The organism is Mobiluncus curtisii ATCC 43063 (assembly GCF_000196535.1).
GTDB lineage: Bacteria > Actinomycetota > Actinomycetes > Actinomycetales > Actinomycetaceae > Mobiluncus > Mobiluncus curtisii.
Window position 1 is genome coordinate 354,611 of record NC_014246.1, and the last position, 17,701, is coordinate 372,311.

Here is a 17,701-nt window from a genome sequence, read left to right on the forward strand (position 1 = left end):
ATGCCGCGGGCAAAAAACTGGTGGGGTCCTCACCGGAGAACCCCACCAGCATAAGTCTCGATTGTTTTTAGCGCTTCGAGTACTGTGGTGCCTTGCGAGCCTTCTTAAGACCAGCCTTCTTGCGCTCCACGGCGCGAGCGTCGCGGGTCAGGAAACCGGCTTTCTTAAGCGCGGGACGGTTGGCGTCACGATCGATTTCGTTCAGAGCGCGGGACACGCCGAGGCGCAGCGCACCAGCTTGACCGGAAATGCCGCCGCCATCAATACGAGCCTTGACGTCGAAACGACCCTGCAAGTCCAACAGCACGAAAGGTGCCATCACCAATTGCTGGTGCAACTTGTTCGGGAAGTAATCTTCCAGGCTGCGACCGTTGATAGTCCAATTGCCGTTACCCGGAACCAAACGCACACGGGCTACGGCTTCTTTGCGACGCCCTAACCCCGTGCCCTTGTCGATGCGAGAATTCCCACGACCCGGTTCATCCTGAGCCGTCGGAGTCTCGGTGGTGTATTCGCTGGGGACTTCCTCCAGCTCTTCGATTTCTGCAGTGGTCTTCGCCACGATACTCCTTGAGGTTTTGCGAACCGCGTTTATTGCGCGATTTGCGTGAGTTCAAAAACTTCCGGGTTCTGGCCGGCGTGCGGATGTTCCGGTCCGGCGTAAACCTTCAGCTTCGTCAATTGCTGTTTCGAGAGACGGTTACGGGGCATCATTCCCTTAACTGCCTTTTCGATAATTTTTTCGGGTTGCTTGTCCCGCAGTTCCTGGTAAGAGGTTGCCTTCAAGCCACCGGGAAAACCCGAGTGGTGGTAGGCAGTCTTTTCAGTCCATTTGTTGCCGGTCAACACGACCTTTTCCGCGTTGATAACGATGACATAGTCTCCGTTATCAAAGTTGGGAGCGAAGGTCGGCTTATGCTTGCCGCGCAGCAAGGTAGCCACCTGGGAAGCCAGACGTCCCAGTACGATGCCGTCGGCATCAACTACATGCCACTTCGCGTCAACGTCACCAGCCTTGGGTGAATAAGTACGCACTTCTTTAGCCTTCAATTCTTAATCGTCGGTCTCATCACTTTTGTGATGATGAAAGTTTGCGTGTGCCCTGGGATGACAGCGGTATGAGTGGGAATAGTCACCAACTCAAGGGCATACAACCGTTTAATCTTAACGATTCCGCGCGCCTGGGTCAAAATCACGGCGTAATTCACGTATTTTGAGCGCGAAAATAAATTGTTCGTATGACACGCCCACTCGCCGAACGACATAGTAAAGCGTCAATTCAGTTCATCAACTGCCCAGTCTGCCTAGCTTCTAGCCTGCTTAGGCTCAAGTTTGGGTTCAAAAAACCGGGGATAAACGTCATGGGAGCGGGCAATGCTCCCCTACTTGTGTTAACTTAGCTGGGATTAGAATCCCGATTTTCCAATCTAGCGGTGGACACTCTAATAGACGGTTATTCCCCGGGCACGAAAAATCGACCGTATCTGTTCGATGGATTTTTCGTCGGGAGGTTGGACCGTCTCTAGTTTGTAGTCTAGATTCAGTTCTTCCCACTTGTCCCGACCCATTTGGTGGAACGGCAGCACTTCCAGCCGTTCCACGTTACTCCAGTTAGCCACAATATCAGCCACGCGTTTCACGTTGTCCGCGTCATCGGTCCAGCCCGGAACCGCTACGAAACGAATCCAGGCGGGAATCCCCGCTTGAGCCAAACGATTCCCAAAGTCAATAGTGGGTTGCAGAGGTCTGCCGGTGACTTTTTGATAGGTGTCGGGATTGCCGGATTTTACGTCCAGCATCACTAAATCCAACAGTTCAAGTTCTTGGTCGCTAAAGCTGAATCCTAAAGATCCAGAAGTATCAATATTGGTGTGAATGCCCTCGGCTTTGGTATCGCGCAGCAGTTTTTTTAGAAATCGTGGCTGCATCATTGGTTCCCCTCCGGAAAAGGTGACCCCGCCGCCAGTAGCTTTATAAACCGCCTTGTATCGAACAATCTTGTCCAACAGGTCTTTGGCTAAAATCGGAGTGCCTTCGCGCATTTGCCAAGTATCAGGATTGTGGCAGTACACACAGCGCAGAGGACAGCCGGCCAGAAAAATTGTCAGCCTAGTGCCCGGACCGTCCACTGCGGTTACCAATTCCCAAGAATGCACCGAGCCTAGTTCTCCGGCGTTAACCAGCTTTGAATGTGTGCTCCGATCCATCTCCGGGGCGGTAGCAATACCGTCCAGCCCCTTACCACGAACCCGTGGAACTTCGATTTCAGAGGGTTCGGGTCGATACTCCCCGGTGGAACCTTCGGTTCCAAAGATGGTATCGACCCGAACCCGTTCTAAAGTGAGGTTCACTGCTGCCAGACTATTTCTTGTTGTGGAACGTACGAGAAATAATGTCTAGCTGCTGTTCATGCGTCAAACGCACGAAATTCACGGCATACCCGGAAACTCGCACGGTCAATTGGGGGTATTTTTCCGGGTGTTCCATGGCGTCTTCCAAGGTGTCCCGGTTTAGCACGTTAATATTCGCGTGGTACAGACCTTTCACACCTCCGCTGGCGCAACGATTTGCTTTCATGTCTTTGAGTCGCTCATCGAAAGTTTTAACTGCCATAATTCTTTTCCCTTCAGTTATTAGTTATCAGTTTTAGAGTTAAAGATTAGCCTTTGCGGACAAAGCCGGCATCCATAATGCCGACCAGGCTGGTGACTTGTTCGTCAAGGTTACGTCCCAATGAAGAGGGAACAATCGTGTTGGTCAGCGAGATACCGTCCAGGGCGTCGTCGTAGTCCAGTTTGCCCACAGAAAGCATGGATGCCAGCATTCCGTGAGTGTCGACACCATTTTCTGGGTTAGCGCCAGGGGCAAATGGAGTCCCTTTCATGTGACCTGAGGGGAAGGAACCGGTGAACTTGCCGTAAACCACATTGGAAGTGATGGTTAATACCGATTGAGTGGCAATCGCTCCGCGGTACATGGGAATGGCTTTAATCTTGCTCATAATGGTGTGAACCACGGTAGCGGCAATATCGTCAGCACGGTCATCATCGTTGCCATAAGTTGGGAAATCCCCTTCGGTGCGGTAATCAACGATTAGACCAGTCTCATCCCGAACCGGATAAACTTTAGCATACTTAATGGCTGCGAGTGAGTCGGCAACGATGGACAGTCCCGCAATCCCACAACCCATGGTGCGCACAATGTCAGAATCATGCAAAGCCATTTCGATAGCCTCATAAGCGTAACGGTCGTGGCAGTAGTGGATAATGTTCAATGCTTCTACATAGGTTTCGATTACCCAATCAAGCATTGCCTCGTATTTGACCCAGACATCGTCAAAGTCAAGCGCTTCATCGCCCGAGATACTTTCATATCCGGGAGCCACTAGCTTACCGGTCATTTCGTCGCGACCTCCGTTAATGGCATAAAGCAATGCCTTGGCCGCATTCACGCGCGCTCCGAAAAATTGCATCTGTTTGCCAATACGCATGGGAGATACACAGCACGCGATGGCAGCATCGTCTCCCCAGTGGTCACGAATTTGCTTGTCTGCCTCGTATTGAATAGAGGAAGTTTCGATGGAAATTTTAGCGCAGAATTTCTTGTACCCTTCCGGCAGGTTTTCGTTCCAGAAGACCGTGATGTTCGGTTCCGGCGCTGGTCCCAGGTTGACCAGGGTTTGAAGCAACCGGAAGGAGGTCTTGGTGACCAGGGTACGACCGTCCTCCCCGAAACCGGCATCTGACCAAGTTGCCCAGTAGGGATCGCCGGAGAAAATTTCGTCATAGGCTTTGGTGCGCAGGAAACGTACAATGCGTAGTTTCATTACCAGGGCATCGATGATTTCCTGGGCTTCTGGTTCGGTGAGGATGCCTTTTTTGAAATCTCGTTCAAAATAGATGTCAAAAAACCCGGAGAGGCGTCCGATAGACATAGCTGCCCCGTCTTGTGATTTGACGGAGGCGAGATAGCCGAAATAAGTCCATTGGACGGCTTCTTTGGCGGTTTTAGCCGGACCGGAAATGTCGAATCCATATGACTGTGCCATGGTCTTAAGCTTGTCAAGGGCTTTGATTTGTTCAGCGTGTTCTTCACGGTAACGTGCCCAGTGCTCAGAGAAGGGTTCATTGACTACTCTGTCTTTGGCTTTGAGTTTTTCTTCGATGAGTTTATCCACACCGTACAAGGCAACCCGGCGATAGTCTCCGATGATGCGTCCGCGTCCGTACGCATCGGGGAGTCCGGTAATAATGTGGCTGGAACGCGCCGCCCGAATCCTGGGGGTGTAAATATCGAAAACCGCGTCATTGTGGGTCTTTCGATAGTGGGTAAAAATACGCTTGATTTCAGGATTCGCTTCTTTACCGGCTTCTTTGATGGCAGTTTCCACCATGCGCCAGCCACCGTTTGGCATCATGGCTCGTTTCAGCGGAACATCGGTCTGTAAGCCGACGATTACGTCATCGTCGTCACTGATGTAGCCCGGACCAAAGGCGTCGACATCGGCGGGAGTATCTAAGTCAACATCGTAAACACGCTGTTTACGTTCCACTGACAAGTAGTTTTGATCCAGGTGGTTCCACAGACGTTTAATTTTTTCCGTAGGCTCAGCCAAGAAGGAGTCATCTCCTTCATAGGGTGTGTAATTATTCTGGATAAAATCGCGAACGTCGATTTCCTCGCACCAGTTGCCGGGAACAAATCCTTCCCAGGCTGGCGGTTTCTCTGCTTTATTCTCAGTTGCAGTAGGTATTTGCGACATCGACAACAGCACTCCTTTTGCCTTTACTTTACTGATTCTTGGTTTTTACAACCTGTCAGACAATTCGTCCCAGGTAAACGACGTATATTGTATCTTGTGGTAATGGAGCTTTTCAACTGCTCTGCCCCCATACCTCCCTCCGAATCGTAAGGTAAGACTTTGCAGGTCAGATGACAAAAAGCCCACTAAGGACACTGCTCTTTAGCCCTTACTAACAGCATTAAAGAAAGGGGTTACTGATAGAATTCATGGCTTTCTCGCCACTTTTGACACTTTTTGGAAATGGTGCTGGGCGCCGGTCGGAACGTAATTATCTTCGGTTCGCTATGTTTTTGGGAAAAAGCGGGAGTGAAGCGTACTGTGTAGGCTCAAGTGTGGGGACAAACGCTCCGTGGTGCCTCATATCAATGCGAGCGGGTAAATAAATTGTTGGCATGAATGTTGGAGTGGTTTCAATAGGTTCCCTCGGCTACAATCCCCGCCTGGTTACGCGACCAGAGGGGACTTTTGAAAGAAAAAGACCCCGCTGAATCAGCTGGTGCTGACCGGCGGGGTCTGTTGCAGGGCAAGCGTTACTTATCCTTGAGCTTGGAGTACTTCAGCTTATAAACCCCGCGCATAATCGTCCCATCCATCATGCGGATGGGCTTTGCGCCCGTTGTCTCTGCCACCAAAGCTGCCAACGCATTCTTCTGCGCGACCGAGAACACTGCCTCCGCCTCGTCAAGGTCCGCGCCCAGGAAATACGTCGCCTTGCGCCCGTAAATCATGTTCTTGCCAAATGTTTTGCCGACTTTCAAGCCCACCAGCTGACTGAAATCGTCCAGGTATGCCTTCAATCCGGTCTCGCGGAACTTCAAGAACAGCGGATCGTCCGTGGCGACCACTGCCCCGGCGTCATCGCGGCGCATAAAAATATGAATAACCTGAGGCGGCAATCCAATACCGTCACGTTCAAATCGACGCACTCGCACGGTCTCGCCCGCCCTGCTCCACCCGGTCATGAGCTCAAACTGAATCTGGCAGGCGGATTCCACAGCCTGCGCCAAATCCACCAATTCATCCGCGTCCCGACCGAACAACACCGCCCCATGCCCCTGCATCAAGATAGCCCTGGCAGCGGTGTCACGTAGCGTGGTCAACACGGACTTATGCAGTTTCCCCGTGGAGGGCAACCCGTAATCCGCAATCGGCAAAGTCTCTGAACCGATGCGTTCTGCCAGCTCAGTTGGGATTTCTACCGGCGCGCCACCCACGCTCAGAGCCGAGGCATAAGGCTGGTGGGTGTGGATGATGAACTGCACCTGGGGCAGTTCCCGATAGATTTCCGTGTGTAGCCCGCGTTCACCGCTCGGTTTCAACTCCCCGGACCATTTGCCCTCAAAATCCACCTCTACCAGGTGATCCGGAGTCATTGTCTCGTAATCTCGCCCTGATGGCGTAATCAGATACCGGTCATGACCGCTTCGTTGAGACAAATTTCCCCAAGTCCGAGCCACTAGCCCTTCCCGCAACAAGACACGTGCGGTGTCTATGATCGCATTTCCGGTTTCATCGTCTCGCCCAGCATTCCCGGTCATTTTTATAGTCCTTTCCTCGCCACTGCGACGGTCTGCGACTGGCTATTTCTTAGTTACCGGCTTCATCTCAACCTTTTGAAACACCCGCTCGAAACGGTTTAGCGCCTCGTCAATTAGCTCCGGGGTATAAGCCGCGGAAGTGTATAGGCGCGAACCTGCCAAAGTAATCAGTCCTTCAGCAGTATAAGCCGCTCCCATGTATTCCATTTCTTTCTTACGTTTCGAGGTTTCACTCAACACGTGCGGGATGGTCCACGGTTTGCTCCAATCAATGGAGAAATGCATGGTTCCAACCGTCTCTAAGTGGCATACGCTGCCTTCGTTCCAGCATACGAACGGCAGATTGTATTTCTTAACCAGGGCTTGCAGACCATCAGTCAAGCGGTTGCCCATCTCTCCGGCGTATTCACAAGTATTGGTCTCAACGATGCGCTTAATCGTGTGGTATCCCGCCACGCAGCTAATCGGGGTCGCTGCCATCGTGCCCCCAATCAATGCCTTCTTAACCTTGTCTCCGGTCTGGATTCCCGCCGCGAGGTACTTCATGTATTCCTTTTTGCCCCCTAAACCGCCGGCGCCGGGATACCCTCCGGCGATGACCTTGCCAAATACCGTCAAATCAGAGTCAATCCCAAACAGACCCGAAGCCCCGCGGTCAGAAATCCGGAAAGCAGTAACAACCTCGTCAAAAATCAGCAGCGCCCCGTAACGACGGCACAGCCGTTCCACCCCTTTCAGGAAAGCCTGATCAATTGGCCACGTTCCCGACTCCGGTCCGATAGGTTCAATCATGACCGCGGCCGTACCGCCGTGGAGCTTCTTCAGGCGCAGTTTGCGTTCCAGGTCACCCAAATCGCCAGGCATGAATTCGTCTACGTAACGGAACATGGTCCAAGGCACCCCGTGGGCTTGGGTGAACTTGGATCCGGGAATCCGGATGCCGTAGCCCAGCTGGTCAGACCAGCCATGATAGGCTCCGCCCATCTTGAGGACGTGCTTCTTTTTAGTCGCGAGGCGGGCGACCCGGATTGCTGCCATGCATGCCTCCGTGCCCGAACCCAGCATTCGGAACATATCTACTGTCGGCACGCGCGAGGCAATGAGGTCTGCCAGCTTGTATTCGTATTCGTGGAACAGCCCGGTAGACGGTCCCCCATCGTGCAAAAGTTTAATGACTTCCTCACGGACTTCGGGAGGGTTAGAGCCCAGCACGGTCGGACCGCCTGCCTGTAGAAAATCGAAGTACACGTTGCCGTCGATGTCCGTCAGTTCGTGTCCACTAGCTTTCGTGATGACCAGGGGGAAAGGATGGTTAAACGCCAGATTGTGCTGTACGCCACCGGGAATGCGGTCCTTGGCGGCTTCAATCATAGATTTCGAACCTGAGCACTTGGCTTCAAAGTAATCACGCTCGTAATCGCGCAAAGCTCCGGCACTAATGGAGTAAATTGGTTTTTTGATAAGGTCATCCAGTTGCTTGTTAATGGCGCGAGTGCTGGGTTGGTTGATCCGCATTTGATTTTCTCCTCACCGAGCCGAAATCATTGCCCCCAATCTTACAACTCTTGAACGAAAGAATTTAGTATGTTAATACTTGCTTACGATGTCGGAACGTCAGGAGTAAAGACTTGTCTGTATCGTGCGGGGTCAGAGCTAAATCTGGTGAATTCTCGGTTGGGCACCTATGACCTGACAATTTTCCCTAATGGAGGCGCGGAGCAAGACCCGGACCAGTGGTGGGACGCCATCGTAGAGACCACTCGTGAGCTCACGCGGGAAAATCCGCGAGAAATGTCAGCAGTGCAAGCTATCAGTTTTTGCTCCCAGATGCAGGCTTTGGTCCTGGTAGATGAATCGGGGCACCACCTGCGTCCGGCAATGAGCTACATGGACCAGCGCGCTGCCGAGCAAAAGCGCCGCGGGCTGGAAACCGGCGTGAAAATTGCGGGAATGAACGCGAAAAAGTTATTGACCAGCCTGTACCGGACCTCCGCGGTTTCCGCTTCCGTCAAGGACCCAATGTGGAAGTACCTGTGGGTACGTGACAACGAACCGGAGATTTATGCCAAAGTCCACAAGTGGCTTGACGTCAAGGAATACCTCATTGCCCGTCTGACGGGGCGTTTCGTCATGTCCGTAGACTCGGCGTTTGCCACGTTACTCTTAGACGTGCGCGCCAGCCGTCCCGCGTGGGCATCACGGTTAGCTCAATCTTTCGGGGTGAATCCGCGACATTTGGCGCCTATCGTCACGTCTGCGACCGCGGTCGGGACGTTACTTCCGGAAGTTGCACAAGAGCTCGGGCTGCCGCAAACTGCTACGGTTTATGCTGGCGGTGGGGATGCGTCACTCATTGGGGTAGGTGCTGGAGCTTGCGCGGTCAGTGACACCCATATTTACTGGGGAACCTCGGGATGGGTTTCTACCGTCACCGCTAAGCGCGTGGTGGATGTCAACTCCATGATTGCCACCGTCGATGGTGCCGATCCTGGCAAGTACAACTATTTCGCCGAATTGGAAACGGCTGGAAAATGCTTCGAATGGGTCCGCAAGCATTTGGCAGAAGATGAGATAAATGTCTATCTGTCTCATAGGGATCAAGCTGCGGACATGGAGACAAAATACACCTCCCTTTACGAGTACCTCTCGGAGGTCATCGAGAGGTCCCCCGCGGGCAGCGGTGGGGTGATTTTCGCCCCGTGGCTACACGGAAACCGCTGCCCATTTGAGGACGCGAATGCCCGTGCCATGTTTTTCAACATCTCCCTGGAGACCGGCAAGACCGAAATGCTGCGTTCCGTCATCGAAGGCGTGTGTTTCCATCTGCGCTGGTTTTTAGAAACTGAAGGTAAAAAAATTCACACCTCCGACACGGTCCGTTTCGTCGGTGGCGGAGCCCTCTCGCCGGTCACTTCCCAAATTCTGGCTGATGTGCTGGGGCGAGCGGTAGAGACGGTACAGGACCCGCAAAACGTGGGGTCGGTCGGTGCTGCCCTGGTCGCCCTGGTAGGGGCAAAAGAAGTCGACAACCTGGTTCATGCCACTCAGAGACTCGTGAAAGTTCAGCACCGGTACGTGCCTAACCGGGAAAATCGCGCTGTCTATGACCGGCAATACGAAGTATTCAAAGGTTTGTACCGAGCTAACCGCAAAGCCTTCAATCTGCTCAACAATCACAACCGACCGCAATAACGAAGGGTTACCACCATGACACAGACGGATTCTCCCACCTCGCCGGAGCCGCAACCCGAACAGCCCGGTAATTCCCCCGCTACACCTTCGGAATCCAACCCCTCTCGTGCTGACGATTCAGCCCCGGCTCTTGACTCGCCCAACCCCGACGCGGTAGTTGTCGGCCAGGCTTCCAAGGGCAAAGCCGCCCTGATTCAAGCTATCAAGTTTACCTTGCTGTCCATCACCGCCGCCGGCGTTGAGGTCGCCAGCTTTGCCTTGATGGCGTGGATTCACTCTCTGACGGGATGGTTCCCGTTCTGGATGTCTCAATCGGTTTCTATCGCTCTGTCGGTAATCTATAACTTCACGGTAAACCGCCACTTCACGTTCAAGTCAGCAAATAACGTTCCAATCGCAATGCTCAAGGTCGCCTTGTTCTATGTGTTCTTTATCCCCCTAACGTCCTGGGGTGGACAGGTTCTCTCTGATTTGGGTTGGGCAGACTGGCTGTTGAAGGGCATAAGTTTGTTGCTGAACTTTGTTGGTGAGTTCGCCTGGTGGAAGTTTGTGGTGTTTCGGGGTTCAGAAAATACGAATGCTCTGGCAATCAAGCAGGCTGAAATGAGCCAGCAGCATAGCGCTACAGCAGCGGAGTGAACCAGTAGCAACCGTTATATCCTGCGCTGGGGAAAGGGCTGTTCAACGGCGTTCTGGGCACCCGCAGTCTCGCCGGGCTCTCGTGGTTTGTTGGCGAGTCAGCAGTTCCGTCTCGGTTTGTGGATAGTCAACCTGAGTCAGTGTCAGTCCCAAGGCAGGGGCAACGGGAATCTCTGGGATACGTGCCTTGGCGGCAAGCGCGTCTGCCAGCCAGGCTGTGTCACGTTTAGCGCGCCCCACTTCAGTCAGCGCACCGACCAAGGAACGCACCATAGAGTGGCAAAAGGCATCGGCACGCACCCGGATCTCCATCATTCCCGGTGCCGTGCGCAGGGTTTCTAGCTGTTGCAGGGTTCGAATTGTGGTGGCGCCCTCGCGGGGTTTACAAAAGGCAGCGAAGTCGTGTTCCCCCAACAGCACCGCGGCGCTTGTGTTCATGGCAGCTGCGTCCAACTGGGTGGGATACCACCAACAGCAGTTACGGGATAACGGGTTACGCGCTGCCAAATCATCCACGATACGGTACACATAATGGCGCGCCAGAGCGGAAAACCTCGCGTCGAAGGTCTCGGGTACCACCGTGGCTGCGGTGACCACCAGGGCATCTATGGCGTTCGGAGGGTAGGCGGCAGGTGAATCAGGGAGCGGGCTAGCCAGATTCCCACTCAGCACCGCTCGTAATACCGCCCCCAGCCGAGGCGCTAAAGTGTCGGGGGAAACGATGCGGTCCCCCACCTCGGGCACGGTGAAATGAGCAACTTGTCCGCTAGCGTGAACCCCAGCATCGGTACGTCCCGCCACCGTAAGCTCAACTGTTTGACGGTAAATCACTGTCAAAGCAGACTCCAAAGCGCCTTGCACCGTAGGTAATCCGGGTTGGGCGGCCCACCCGTGAAACGGCGTCCCGTCATAGCGAATATCCAGGCGTATGCGCATTATTCCCCTCCTGAGCCCCTCTGCACTGACCGGGTGACGGTTTCCTGCGGACGCACCGCATCCATACTCGGGCTGCTGGAAATAATATCCGTCCTGCTGGTGCAGTGGCGAATTTATGGTGCAGCGCTCAAAAAACCGGAGGGTCGGGTTCAAATGAACCCGACCCTCCCAGAAATTTGAGTTGGCTTACTCAGCCTTTTCTTCCGGAGTTTCCTCAGTCTTGGCTTCTGCCGGTTCCTCGGCAGGAGCTGCGGGCGCGTCCGCAGCGGCTTCCTTCGTATCGGATTCCGCCTCAGTTACCTCCGGCTTGGCAGCGTCCTTCTTCGGCGCAGCCGGCTTAGCCTTCTTCTTCTTTTCGACGCCTTCAAGCACCAGAGAGATTTCCGCCAGAGGTGCATTGTCGCCCTTGCGATATCCCATCTTTACGATGCGAGTGCAGCCACCTTCGCGCTCTTTATCGATGGCGGGAGCGATTTCCTCGAACAACTTGGCGACTACAGCCTTGTTACGCAGCTTGGCCAGCACCTGGCGACGAGCGTGCAAATCACCGCGGCGAGCCTTGGTGATGAGCTTCTCAGCCAGCGGCTGCAGGCGCTTAGCGCGTGCTTCGGTGGTGGTTACAGATTCATTCTCAAACAGGGCGCAAGCCAGGTTCGCGAGCATAATCCGCTCATGAGACGGGCTGCCACCCAAACGGGGGCCTTTCGTGGGCTTAGGCATGATTCTTAATTCTCCTTATATCGTGTCTCAAAAGTTAGTTTTCATCACTGAACTGGGGAATGTCTGCGCCTTCGACAGCAGGCATCGGGGTGTCTTTCAAAGACATTCCCATTCCAGCCAGTTTTTCCTTGATCTCGTCAATGGATTTTTGACCAAAGTTGCGAATATCCAGCAAGTCTGCCTGAGAACGAGCCACCAGGTCCCCTACGGTATTGATGCCTTCACGAGTCAGGCAGTTCAACGCGCGGGAGGTCAAATCCAGGTCCTCCACCGACATAGCCAAATCTTCAGCGAGAGCTGCGTCGTTACCGGACGGTCCCAATTCGATACCTTCGGCATCGTGGTTCAAGTCACGAGCCAGCCCGAACAGCTCTACGAGGGTCTTACCCGCGGAAGCCATCGCGTCACGTGGCAGGATGGCTTTCTTGGTTTCCACGTCAACAACCAAACGATCGAAGTCGGTACGCTGTTCCACACGAGTGGCCTCCACTCGGTAGGAAACTTTCAGCACCGGGGAATAGATAGAGTCCACTGGAATGCGAGAAATCTCCGCTTCTGGGTCTTTGTTCTGAGACGCAGAGACGTATCCGCGACCGCGTTCCACTGTCAGCTCGATTTCCAACTTGCCGTCTTTGTTCAAAGTGGCAATGTGATGCTCCGGGTTGTGAATCACCACGCCCGCGGGAGGCATAATGTCACCCACGGTGACCTCGCCTTCCCCAGTCTTGCGCAGGTACATCACCACGGGCTCATCGTTATCCGAAGACAAGACGATTTCCTTGATGTTCAAAACAATCTGGGTCACGTCCTCTTTCACGCCCGGCAGGGTCGTGAATTCATGCAGAGCTCCCTCAATCTTGATGGAGGTCACTGCCGAGCCAGGAATCGAGGACAGCAGGGTGCGACGCAGGGAATTACCCAGAGTGTACCCGAAACCTGGTTCCAAGGGCTCAATCGTGAAACGAGAGCGCTGGTCATTAATAACTTCTTCAGTCAGCTTCGGTTGCGCTTGAATAAGCACTGTTGATTTCCTTTCCGGCATCCGCCACCACACCGGTTCAGGCTCCAAATCCTTGGCGAGGGGATTTGAGTATTTTGGGTTGAAAGTTTATTTGCCGAATCCCGGTCAGCCGTCGTACGTTCCTGGTGAGGACCGCCAACGGCTCAACCGGGTCGGACACAAGCGCAATCAGACGCGGCGACGCTTCGGAGGGCGGCAGCCGTTGTGAGCCTGCGGAGTTACATCCTGGATGGAACCAACTTCCAGACCGGTAGCAGTCAGGGTACGAATCGCAGTTTCGCGACCGGAACCCGGACCCTTAACAAACACGTCCACCTTCTTCAGACCGAATTCCTGCGCGCGACGAGCCGCGGCTTCGGCAGCCAGCTGGGCTGCGAACGGCGTCGACTTACGCGAACCCTTGAAACCGACCTGACCGGAAGACGACCAAGCGAGAACGGCACCGGACGGATCTGTAATAGACACGATGGTGTTGTTGAACGTGGACTTGATATAAGCGTTGCCCTCGGTAACGTTCCGACGTTCCTTACGGCGCGACTTAGTGGCTTGAGACTTACCTGCCATGATTTATCCCCCTTACTTCGCTTTCTTCTTACCAGCAACGGTGCGCTTGGGTCCCTTGCGAGAACGCGCATTAGTCTTGGTGCGCTGACCGTGAACCGGCAAGCCCGCGCGGTGACGACGCCCTTGATAGCAGTTGATTTCAATCTTGCGGCGAATGTCGGCAGCAACTTCACGACGCAAATCACCCTCGACCTTGTAGTTGGCCTGAATGAAATCGCGCAGGGCAATCAATTCGTCTTCGGTAAGATCCTTGACTCGCGTATCCGGACTCACACCGGTCGCTGCCAAGGTTTCCGTCGCACGGGTACGTCCAATCCCGTAAATATATGTTAAAGCGATTTCCATGCGCTTCTCGCGCGGCAAATCCACACCTACCAGGCGTGCCATGTATTTCTCCTGTATTCTTGTCAGAGGCCGTCACCCGACCTTCCACGCTTTCAGTAGCGTAGCCTCGGCCCCTGATACCGAGGGTTACGGCGCTCGTTACACCTGAAACAACAGGTACACGACCAGCCGCTGGCGGGTGCTTGACCCAAATCGGGTCATGCGTCGAGAGCAACGCGTCGGGACTTAGCCCTGACGCTGCTTGTGACGCGGGTTTTCGCAAATCACCATCACGCGACCGTGCCGGCGAATTACCTTGCACTTATCACAGATGGGCTTAACGCTGGGGTTAACCTTCATTTTTTCCTCCGAGTTAGGCCATTTTACTTGTAGCGATACACGATACGGCCTCGAGTGAGGTCGTAAGGACTCAACTCGACTACCACGCGATCCTCAGGCAGGATACGGATGTAATGCTGGCGCATTTTTCCTGAAATATGCGCCAAAACCACGTGTTCGTTGGCCAGTTGCACCCGGAACATCGCGTTGGGCAAGGCCTCAACTACCGTACCTTCAACCTCGATGACTCCGTCTTTTTTCCCCATAGGGCTAACCAATCCTCCGCAAAATGTCTTTTGGATCATCAGACTCTATCCTCAGACAGGTATTCCTGCCATCAGACAGTCCAAAAGTTGATTCTAAACCTTTTATTCAAAGAACACCAAATTTGAAAGTCTCTCCGTAACGGCAGGACATTGCCGCGCGCGGAGAAACCGTGGACGCCTCTGGGGCAGGCTACTTAAGACCTTGTCGGCGCAACCGCTGGCGTGTGGTCTCCAAGTTCCCGGCTAGGGCGGCAGTCCGCAGTCGCGCTGCGCGTGCCTGACGCTGCGGGTCGCGGGCATTAATCATAGACGTACCGATTTGCCATCCGGCATAAATCAGCAGCAACTGGGCGACAAAAATCAGCATGTATGAAACCGCCGGAGGTGGAAGCAACGGGGTTACGGTACCGCAGAATGGCACCTTGTAACGCAACGTCCCCCGCACCATATCCAGTGTCACAGTTCCATCACTAGATTCCGCCTGAGGATTATCAAACTTCACCCCAAACTGCATGTCTTTACCGGTCCCCATGACTTCGCTGATTCGCGCAATCTTATATTTCACCGCTTCGGTGGGCTGGTAAGCGATGATGTCATTGGGGTTGAGCTTTTGCGCGCCCTCCTGGCGTATCTTTTGGAACAGCAGCAAATCTGACCGGGATAACGTCGGACTCATAGAGTCGTCGGGAACCACGGTGGCGACATAACCTTGAGTCCGCGGAATCACTGTGGTCACGATAAAGACCACGCCCACCAAGATGAGGATGACCCAGCCAATCATGAAAATAATTGCATTGCGCAGAGGGTGCTGCGACTGCTTGTTTAGCAGCGAAACAATGCGGTTAGACTGCACGGTCATATACTGGGCTCACCTCCCTGAGCGTACTGGTATTTTACCTGTTATTAGCTTCTGCGTATGGTCCTTCAACCGGCGTTCTTTGACTTCTTGGAAAAAAGTCTCGAAAAGAACCCTTGTTTGACGGGCTGTGTCTCGTATTCTCCCGCTTCGTACTTTGCCGCAAACAATTCTTCATCGGCTCCGGGCATTTCTTCAGCGTCAGCGGTCGGGTCCCATTCGGGGTATCCCTCTTGCATCGCTTCGGGAATGTCGCCCTGCACCTGAGGAATATCGAAAGGTACCTGTTCTTCGGAATAAACCGGCTCGGTTTGATCGACTTGGGTCAGCATTTCCTCGGCGTTTTCCCCCCAGTAAGGCTGGTCCGCAGCGTCAACCGCAGTTTCTGCATATCCCTCAGCGACATCGCTCTCAGTCAGCTCATCTGAGGAAGCAACGGGCAGCTCTGTCGGAACTTCGGAGTCTGTATCAGCAAAATCCCCCAGGTCAATTTCATCCTGGTCTACCAACTCTGGATCTGAGGCAAAGTCTGCCGCAGGCTCCTCCATCCCAATGGCCTCGCTGCCAGGCAAAGCCGTTTCTGCGGAGGCTTCGGTATCTTCAAGCTGTTCAGTTGGGAGTTCTTCCTCTGATTCAGCGGTATCCGCCGGCCCATCAGCAACAGATTCCTCAACCTGTTCGGGATGACCGGATTCTGGCATAGTCTGCGTGTCAACCGGCTCAATCTCGGAGGCTAAATCATCCAAATCACCAAAATCTAAATCCCCCAAGTCAACGTCAGTCTCTACGAAGGCATCTTCCGTCTCGGTGATTGGAGCCGCCATCTCGGAAAGTTCTTCTGGAAGTCCCTCGGGAAGTTCCGCAGAGAGTTCCTCGGAGGGCTCCACGGTGGAATCAGTTTCCGCGGCAGCAGGCTGTTCTGCCTCTGCAGCGGGAGGTTCTTCGGCAACCTCAAGTTCCTCTTCCGCCACAGGCGCGGTGGAGACGGCATCCTGCTGAGTCAGTTCTGTCTCCAACAGTGGCTCATTAATTTCCGTTTCCTCCAGCAGTGCGGCGGGAGGTAGTTCCTCAGCAACTTGCGAATCTGGGGACGCTGCGGTTTGCTCAGAATTGGTCACAAGGTCGGTTGCGGATAGCTCTTCTGTCGCCACAACTTCATCAGCAGTCACGGTTTCATCTGTCGTTGTGGCTGGTTCCTCCGCTGCCATCGAGACTTCTTCAGGTTCTTCAGGATTGACGACCCAATGTGCCATCTCACCTTCCACGTCACCTACGAAGCGTTCATCGTCATTTCCTTCCGCTTCGAGCACGTTATCGTCGTAGACACGTTCACTGACCAGGTCTTCTGCGGCAGAAAGCTCTGCGGAGAGAGTCTCGTCCGCGATTTCAGTTTCTGTTTCTGCAACGGGAAGCTCCTCGGGCGCCACCTCAACAGGCTGTTCCTCGGTAAGTTCCGCGGACGGATGTTCCACAGCATCCTCGGGACTCTGTACATCGGGGTTCTGTGCAGGCGATTCCTCAGTTACCTCAACCGCTTCAGCGTCGCTGACGGCAACTTCTGCAGGCTCTGGAACAGAGCTGGGTGCAGCCTGTTCGACGACCGGGACCTCGGTAACGGGCGACTCGTGGTCAAGCGTAGGCTGAGCCGTTTCCGGGGCAGGTTCCACGCCAGCCACCGATTCTTCGGGCGAAGGTACGGATTCTTCTGGCATCGGGGTCTCAGCCACCGTTGTCTGCTGGGCAGGCGCTACCGGTGTCTCGTCTTCGGGAATCGAAGGTTCGGTCACGTCTGCTGGAGTATCTGTCGGAGTTGTGGATGATTCCGGTTCGGGTGCCTCGCTAGACTGCTGGTCAGATTCGCTGGCAGAAGTTTCTGTGGGTAAAGTCTCCGATTCGGGCTCAGCAGGTGGCTGCGAAGCTGGAGTTGCAGGGGACGCTGCCCGCGCTGCCGCAATGATATTCAGACCGGGAATCTCTGCTGCGGACGGATCGTTAGCCAGTGGCAGCGGTCGGCGTGAACCCGTTTCGAGAGCCTCGATAGCGCAATCCGCGATAGCCTTCCAGTCAAAACCTGCCTTGGCAAGTTCGGAGGTTTCAACCTCGGGCAAGGGCGTATTTGGAATTCCATGGTCGCTGCGGGCAGAACGCACGTGGCTGGCGAGTTCGTCCAACAATTCCGGCACGCTAGGCAGCTGGGACGGCAAAGAAACCCCGTTCGTATAGATGTAGCCGGGATTATGTTTGCGTACTTTCGCCCGCAAGCGCTCCACGTCCTCACGACCTTGAGCCGTCAACGTCGGGGGACGATACCCATCATCTTCGGGCACAAACCGGGAAAACCTCTGAACTCCCATGTTGAAACGAGAGGGGATTGCGGGGTTGCTGCTTTCAGCCACGTTGTATTCTCCTTGCCATTCACGGTGCCGGACGGCACAGCTCTAATTATTCTATATTAGGCACCCCCAGTGAAACCTAAATCTAACGACAAAACTTACCAATAAA

The 17,701-nt window shown here is 54.2% G+C and carries 18 protein-coding genes; 2 read left to right on the forward strand and 16 right to left on the reverse strand.

The features are described 5' to 3' along the window. Positions 1-67 precede the first annotated feature (67 nt). The 7 genes from rpsI to HMPREF0573_RS01470 all read right to left on the reverse strand — a co-directional run bounded on the left by rpsI (position 68) and on the right by HMPREF0573_RS01470 (position 7,857). Positions 68-562 carry a 30S ribosomal protein S9 gene (gene rpsI, locus HMPREF0573_RS01435; RefSeq protein ID WP_004008298.1) on the reverse strand — a complete coding sequence of 165 codons (495 nt, stop codon included), beginning with the start codon at positions 560-562 and terminating at the stop codon, positions 68-70. Between the two features lie 29 nt (positions 563-591). Continuing rightward, the gene (gene rplM, locus HMPREF0573_RS01440) at positions 592-1,035 is read right to left on the reverse strand and encodes a 50S ribosomal protein L13 (protein ID WP_036324458.1); all 444 of its coding nucleotides are present in this window, start codon (positions 1,033-1,035) and stop codon (positions 592-594) included. A 407-nt stretch (positions 1,036-1,442) separates the two neighbouring features. Then, positions 1,443-2,351, reverse strand: a complete 909-nt coding sequence (gene pflA / locus HMPREF0573_RS01450; RefSeq protein WP_004008301.1) for a pyruvate formate-lyase-activating protein — start codon at positions 2,349-2,351, stop codon at positions 1,443-1,445. Between the two features lie 10 nt (positions 2,352-2,361). Beyond that, entirely contained in the window at positions 2,362-2,613 is a 252-nt protein-coding gene (grcA2, locus tag HMPREF0573_RS01455) for an autonomous glycyl radical cofactor GrcA2 (protein ID WP_004008302.1), read from the reverse strand. Between the two features lie 46 nt (positions 2,614-2,659). Then, positions 2,660-4,762 (reverse strand): pyruvate formate lyase family protein, encoded by a 2,103-nt coding sequence (locus HMPREF0573_RS01460; protein ID WP_013188706.1) that lies wholly within the window; start codon positions 4,760-4,762, stop codon positions 2,660-2,662. Between the two features lie 572 nt (positions 4,763-5,334). Then, a complete protein-coding gene (locus tag HMPREF0573_RS01465) occupies positions 5,335-6,342 on the reverse strand; it encodes a class II aldolase/adducin family protein (RefSeq protein WP_004008305.1) in 1,008 nt (335 codons plus the stop codon). Positions 6,343-6,384: 42 nt separating this feature from the next. Continuing rightward, positions 6,385-7,857: an aspartate aminotransferase family protein gene (locus HMPREF0573_RS01470; RefSeq protein WP_004008306.1), complete on the reverse strand. Its 1,473-nt coding sequence runs from the start codon at positions 7,855-7,857 to the stop codon at positions 6,385-6,387. A 69-nt stretch (positions 7,858-7,926) separates the two neighbouring features. On the opposite strand from HMPREF0573_RS01470, the gene HMPREF0573_RS01475 reads away from it, so the two are divergent. Together HMPREF0573_RS01475 and HMPREF0573_RS01480 are read left to right on the forward strand one after the other, a co-directional pair. Next, positions 7,927-9,534, forward strand: a complete 1,608-nt coding sequence (locus tag HMPREF0573_RS01475) for a xylulokinase (RefSeq protein ID WP_004010329.1) — start codon at positions 7,927-7,929, stop codon at positions 9,532-9,534. 15 nt (positions 9,535-9,549) lie between these two features. After that, positions 9,550-10,173 (forward strand): GtrA family protein, encoded by a 624-nt coding sequence (locus HMPREF0573_RS01480; protein ID WP_004010328.1) that lies wholly within the window; start codon positions 9,550-9,552, stop codon positions 10,171-10,173. Positions 10,174-10,215: 42 nt separating this feature from the next. Here the strand turns inward: HMPREF0573_RS01480 and truA are convergent, their stop codons facing one another. The 9 genes from truA to HMPREF0573_RS09805 form a co-directional block, all read right to left on the reverse strand. Then, positions 10,216-11,109 (reverse strand): tRNA pseudouridine(38-40) synthase TruA, encoded by an 894-nt coding sequence (gene truA, locus HMPREF0573_RS01485; RefSeq protein ID WP_004008309.1) that lies wholly within the window; start codon positions 11,107-11,109, stop codon positions 10,216-10,218. A gap of 186 nt (positions 11,110-11,295) precedes the next feature. Continuing rightward, positions 11,296-11,829, reverse strand: coding sequence for a 50S ribosomal protein L17 (gene rplQ, locus HMPREF0573_RS01490; RefSeq protein ID WP_004008311.1), 534 nt, complete (start codon positions 11,827-11,829; stop codon positions 11,296-11,298). A 34-nt stretch (positions 11,830-11,863) separates the two neighbouring features. After that, positions 11,864-12,850, reverse strand: coding sequence for a DNA-directed RNA polymerase subunit alpha (locus tag HMPREF0573_RS01495; protein ID WP_036324112.1), 987 nt, complete (start codon positions 12,848-12,850; stop codon positions 11,864-11,866). A 168-nt stretch (positions 12,851-13,018) separates the two neighbouring features. Beyond that, the gene (gene rpsK, locus HMPREF0573_RS01500) at positions 13,019-13,414 is read right to left on the reverse strand and encodes a 30S ribosomal protein S11 (protein ID WP_004008314.1); all 396 of its coding nucleotides are present in this window, start codon (positions 13,412-13,414) and stop codon (positions 13,019-13,021) included. Positions 13,415-13,426: 12 nt separating this feature from the next. After that, entirely contained in the window at positions 13,427-13,801 is a 375-nt protein-coding gene (gene rpsM, locus HMPREF0573_RS01505) for a 30S ribosomal protein S13 (protein ID WP_004008315.1), read from the reverse strand. A gap of 183 nt (positions 13,802-13,984) precedes the next feature. Next, complete coding sequence (rpmJ, locus tag HMPREF0573_RS01510) at positions 13,985-14,098, reverse strand: 50S ribosomal protein L36 (RefSeq protein ID WP_004008316.1); 114 nt, start codon at positions 14,096-14,098, stop codon at positions 13,985-13,987. Between the two features lie 23 nt (positions 14,099-14,121). After that, positions 14,122-14,343, reverse strand: a complete 222-nt coding sequence (gene infA, locus HMPREF0573_RS01515) for a translation initiation factor IF-1 (RefSeq protein ID WP_036324108.1) — start codon at positions 14,341-14,343, stop codon at positions 14,122-14,124. 190 nt (positions 14,344-14,533) lie between these two features. After that, positions 14,534-15,202, reverse strand: a complete 669-nt coding sequence (locus tag HMPREF0573_RS01520; RefSeq protein ID WP_013188708.1) for a S26 family signal peptidase — start codon at positions 15,200-15,202, stop codon at positions 14,534-14,536. Between the two features lie 65 nt (positions 15,203-15,267). Then, the gene (locus HMPREF0573_RS09805; RefSeq protein ID WP_236589537.1) at positions 15,268-17,595 is read right to left on the reverse strand and encodes a hypothetical protein; all 2,328 of its coding nucleotides are present in this window, start codon (positions 17,593-17,595) and stop codon (positions 15,268-15,270) included. Positions 17,596-17,701: the final 106 nt, after the last annotated feature.

What these genes read in the sequence shown, in the direction of transcription:
- infA (WP_036324108.1), bottom strand. Translation starts at nt 14,343, where the DNA reads ATGGGGAAAAAAGACGGAGTCATCGAGGTTGAAGGTACGGTAGTTGAG.
- HMPREF0573_RS01475 (WP_004010329.1), top strand. Translation starts at nt 7,927, where the DNA reads ATGTTAATACTTGCTTACGATGTCGGAACGTCAGGAGTAAAGACTTGT.
- rpsK (WP_004008314.1), bottom strand. Translation starts at nt 13,414, where the DNA reads ATGGCAGGTAAGTCTCAAGCCACTAAGTCGCGCCGTAAGGAACGTCGG.
- HMPREF0573_RS01520 (WP_013188708.1), bottom strand. Translation starts at nt 15,202, where the DNA reads ATGACCGTGCAGTCTAACCGCATTGTTTCGCTGCTAAACAAGCAGTCG.
- grcA2 (WP_004008302.1), bottom strand. Translation starts at nt 2,613, where the DNA reads ATGGCAGTTAAAACTTTCGATGAGCGACTCAAAGACATGAAAGCAAAT.
- rplQ (WP_004008311.1), bottom strand. Translation starts at nt 11,829, where the DNA reads ATGCCTAAGCCCACGAAAGGCCCCCGTTTGGGTGGCAGCCCGTCTCAT.
- HMPREF0573_RS01465 (WP_004008305.1), bottom strand. Translation starts at nt 6,342, where the DNA reads ATGACCGGGAATGCTGGGCGAGACGATGAAACCGGAAATGCGATCATA.
- HMPREF0573_RS01470 (WP_004008306.1), bottom strand. Translation starts at nt 7,857, where the DNA reads ATGCGGATCAACCAACCCAGCACTCGCGCCATTAACAAGCAACTGGAT.
- rpsM (WP_004008315.1), bottom strand. Translation starts at nt 13,801, where the DNA reads ATGGCACGCCTGGTAGGTGTGGATTTGCCGCGCGAGAAGCGCATGGAA.
- rpmJ (WP_004008316.1), bottom strand. Translation starts at nt 14,098, where the DNA reads ATGAAGGTTAACCCCAGCGTTAAGCCCATCTGTGATAAGTGCAAGGTA.
- HMPREF0573_RS01480 (WP_004010328.1), top strand. Translation starts at nt 9,550, where the DNA reads ATGACACAGACGGATTCTCCCACCTCGCCGGAGCCGCAACCCGAACAG.
- HMPREF0573_RS01460 (WP_013188706.1), bottom strand. Translation starts at nt 4,762, where the DNA reads ATGTCGCAAATACCTACTGCAACTGAGAATAAAGCAGAGAAACCGCCA.
- truA (WP_004008309.1), bottom strand. Translation starts at nt 11,109, where the DNA reads ATGCGCATACGCCTGGATATTCGCTATGACGGGACGCCGTTTCACGGG.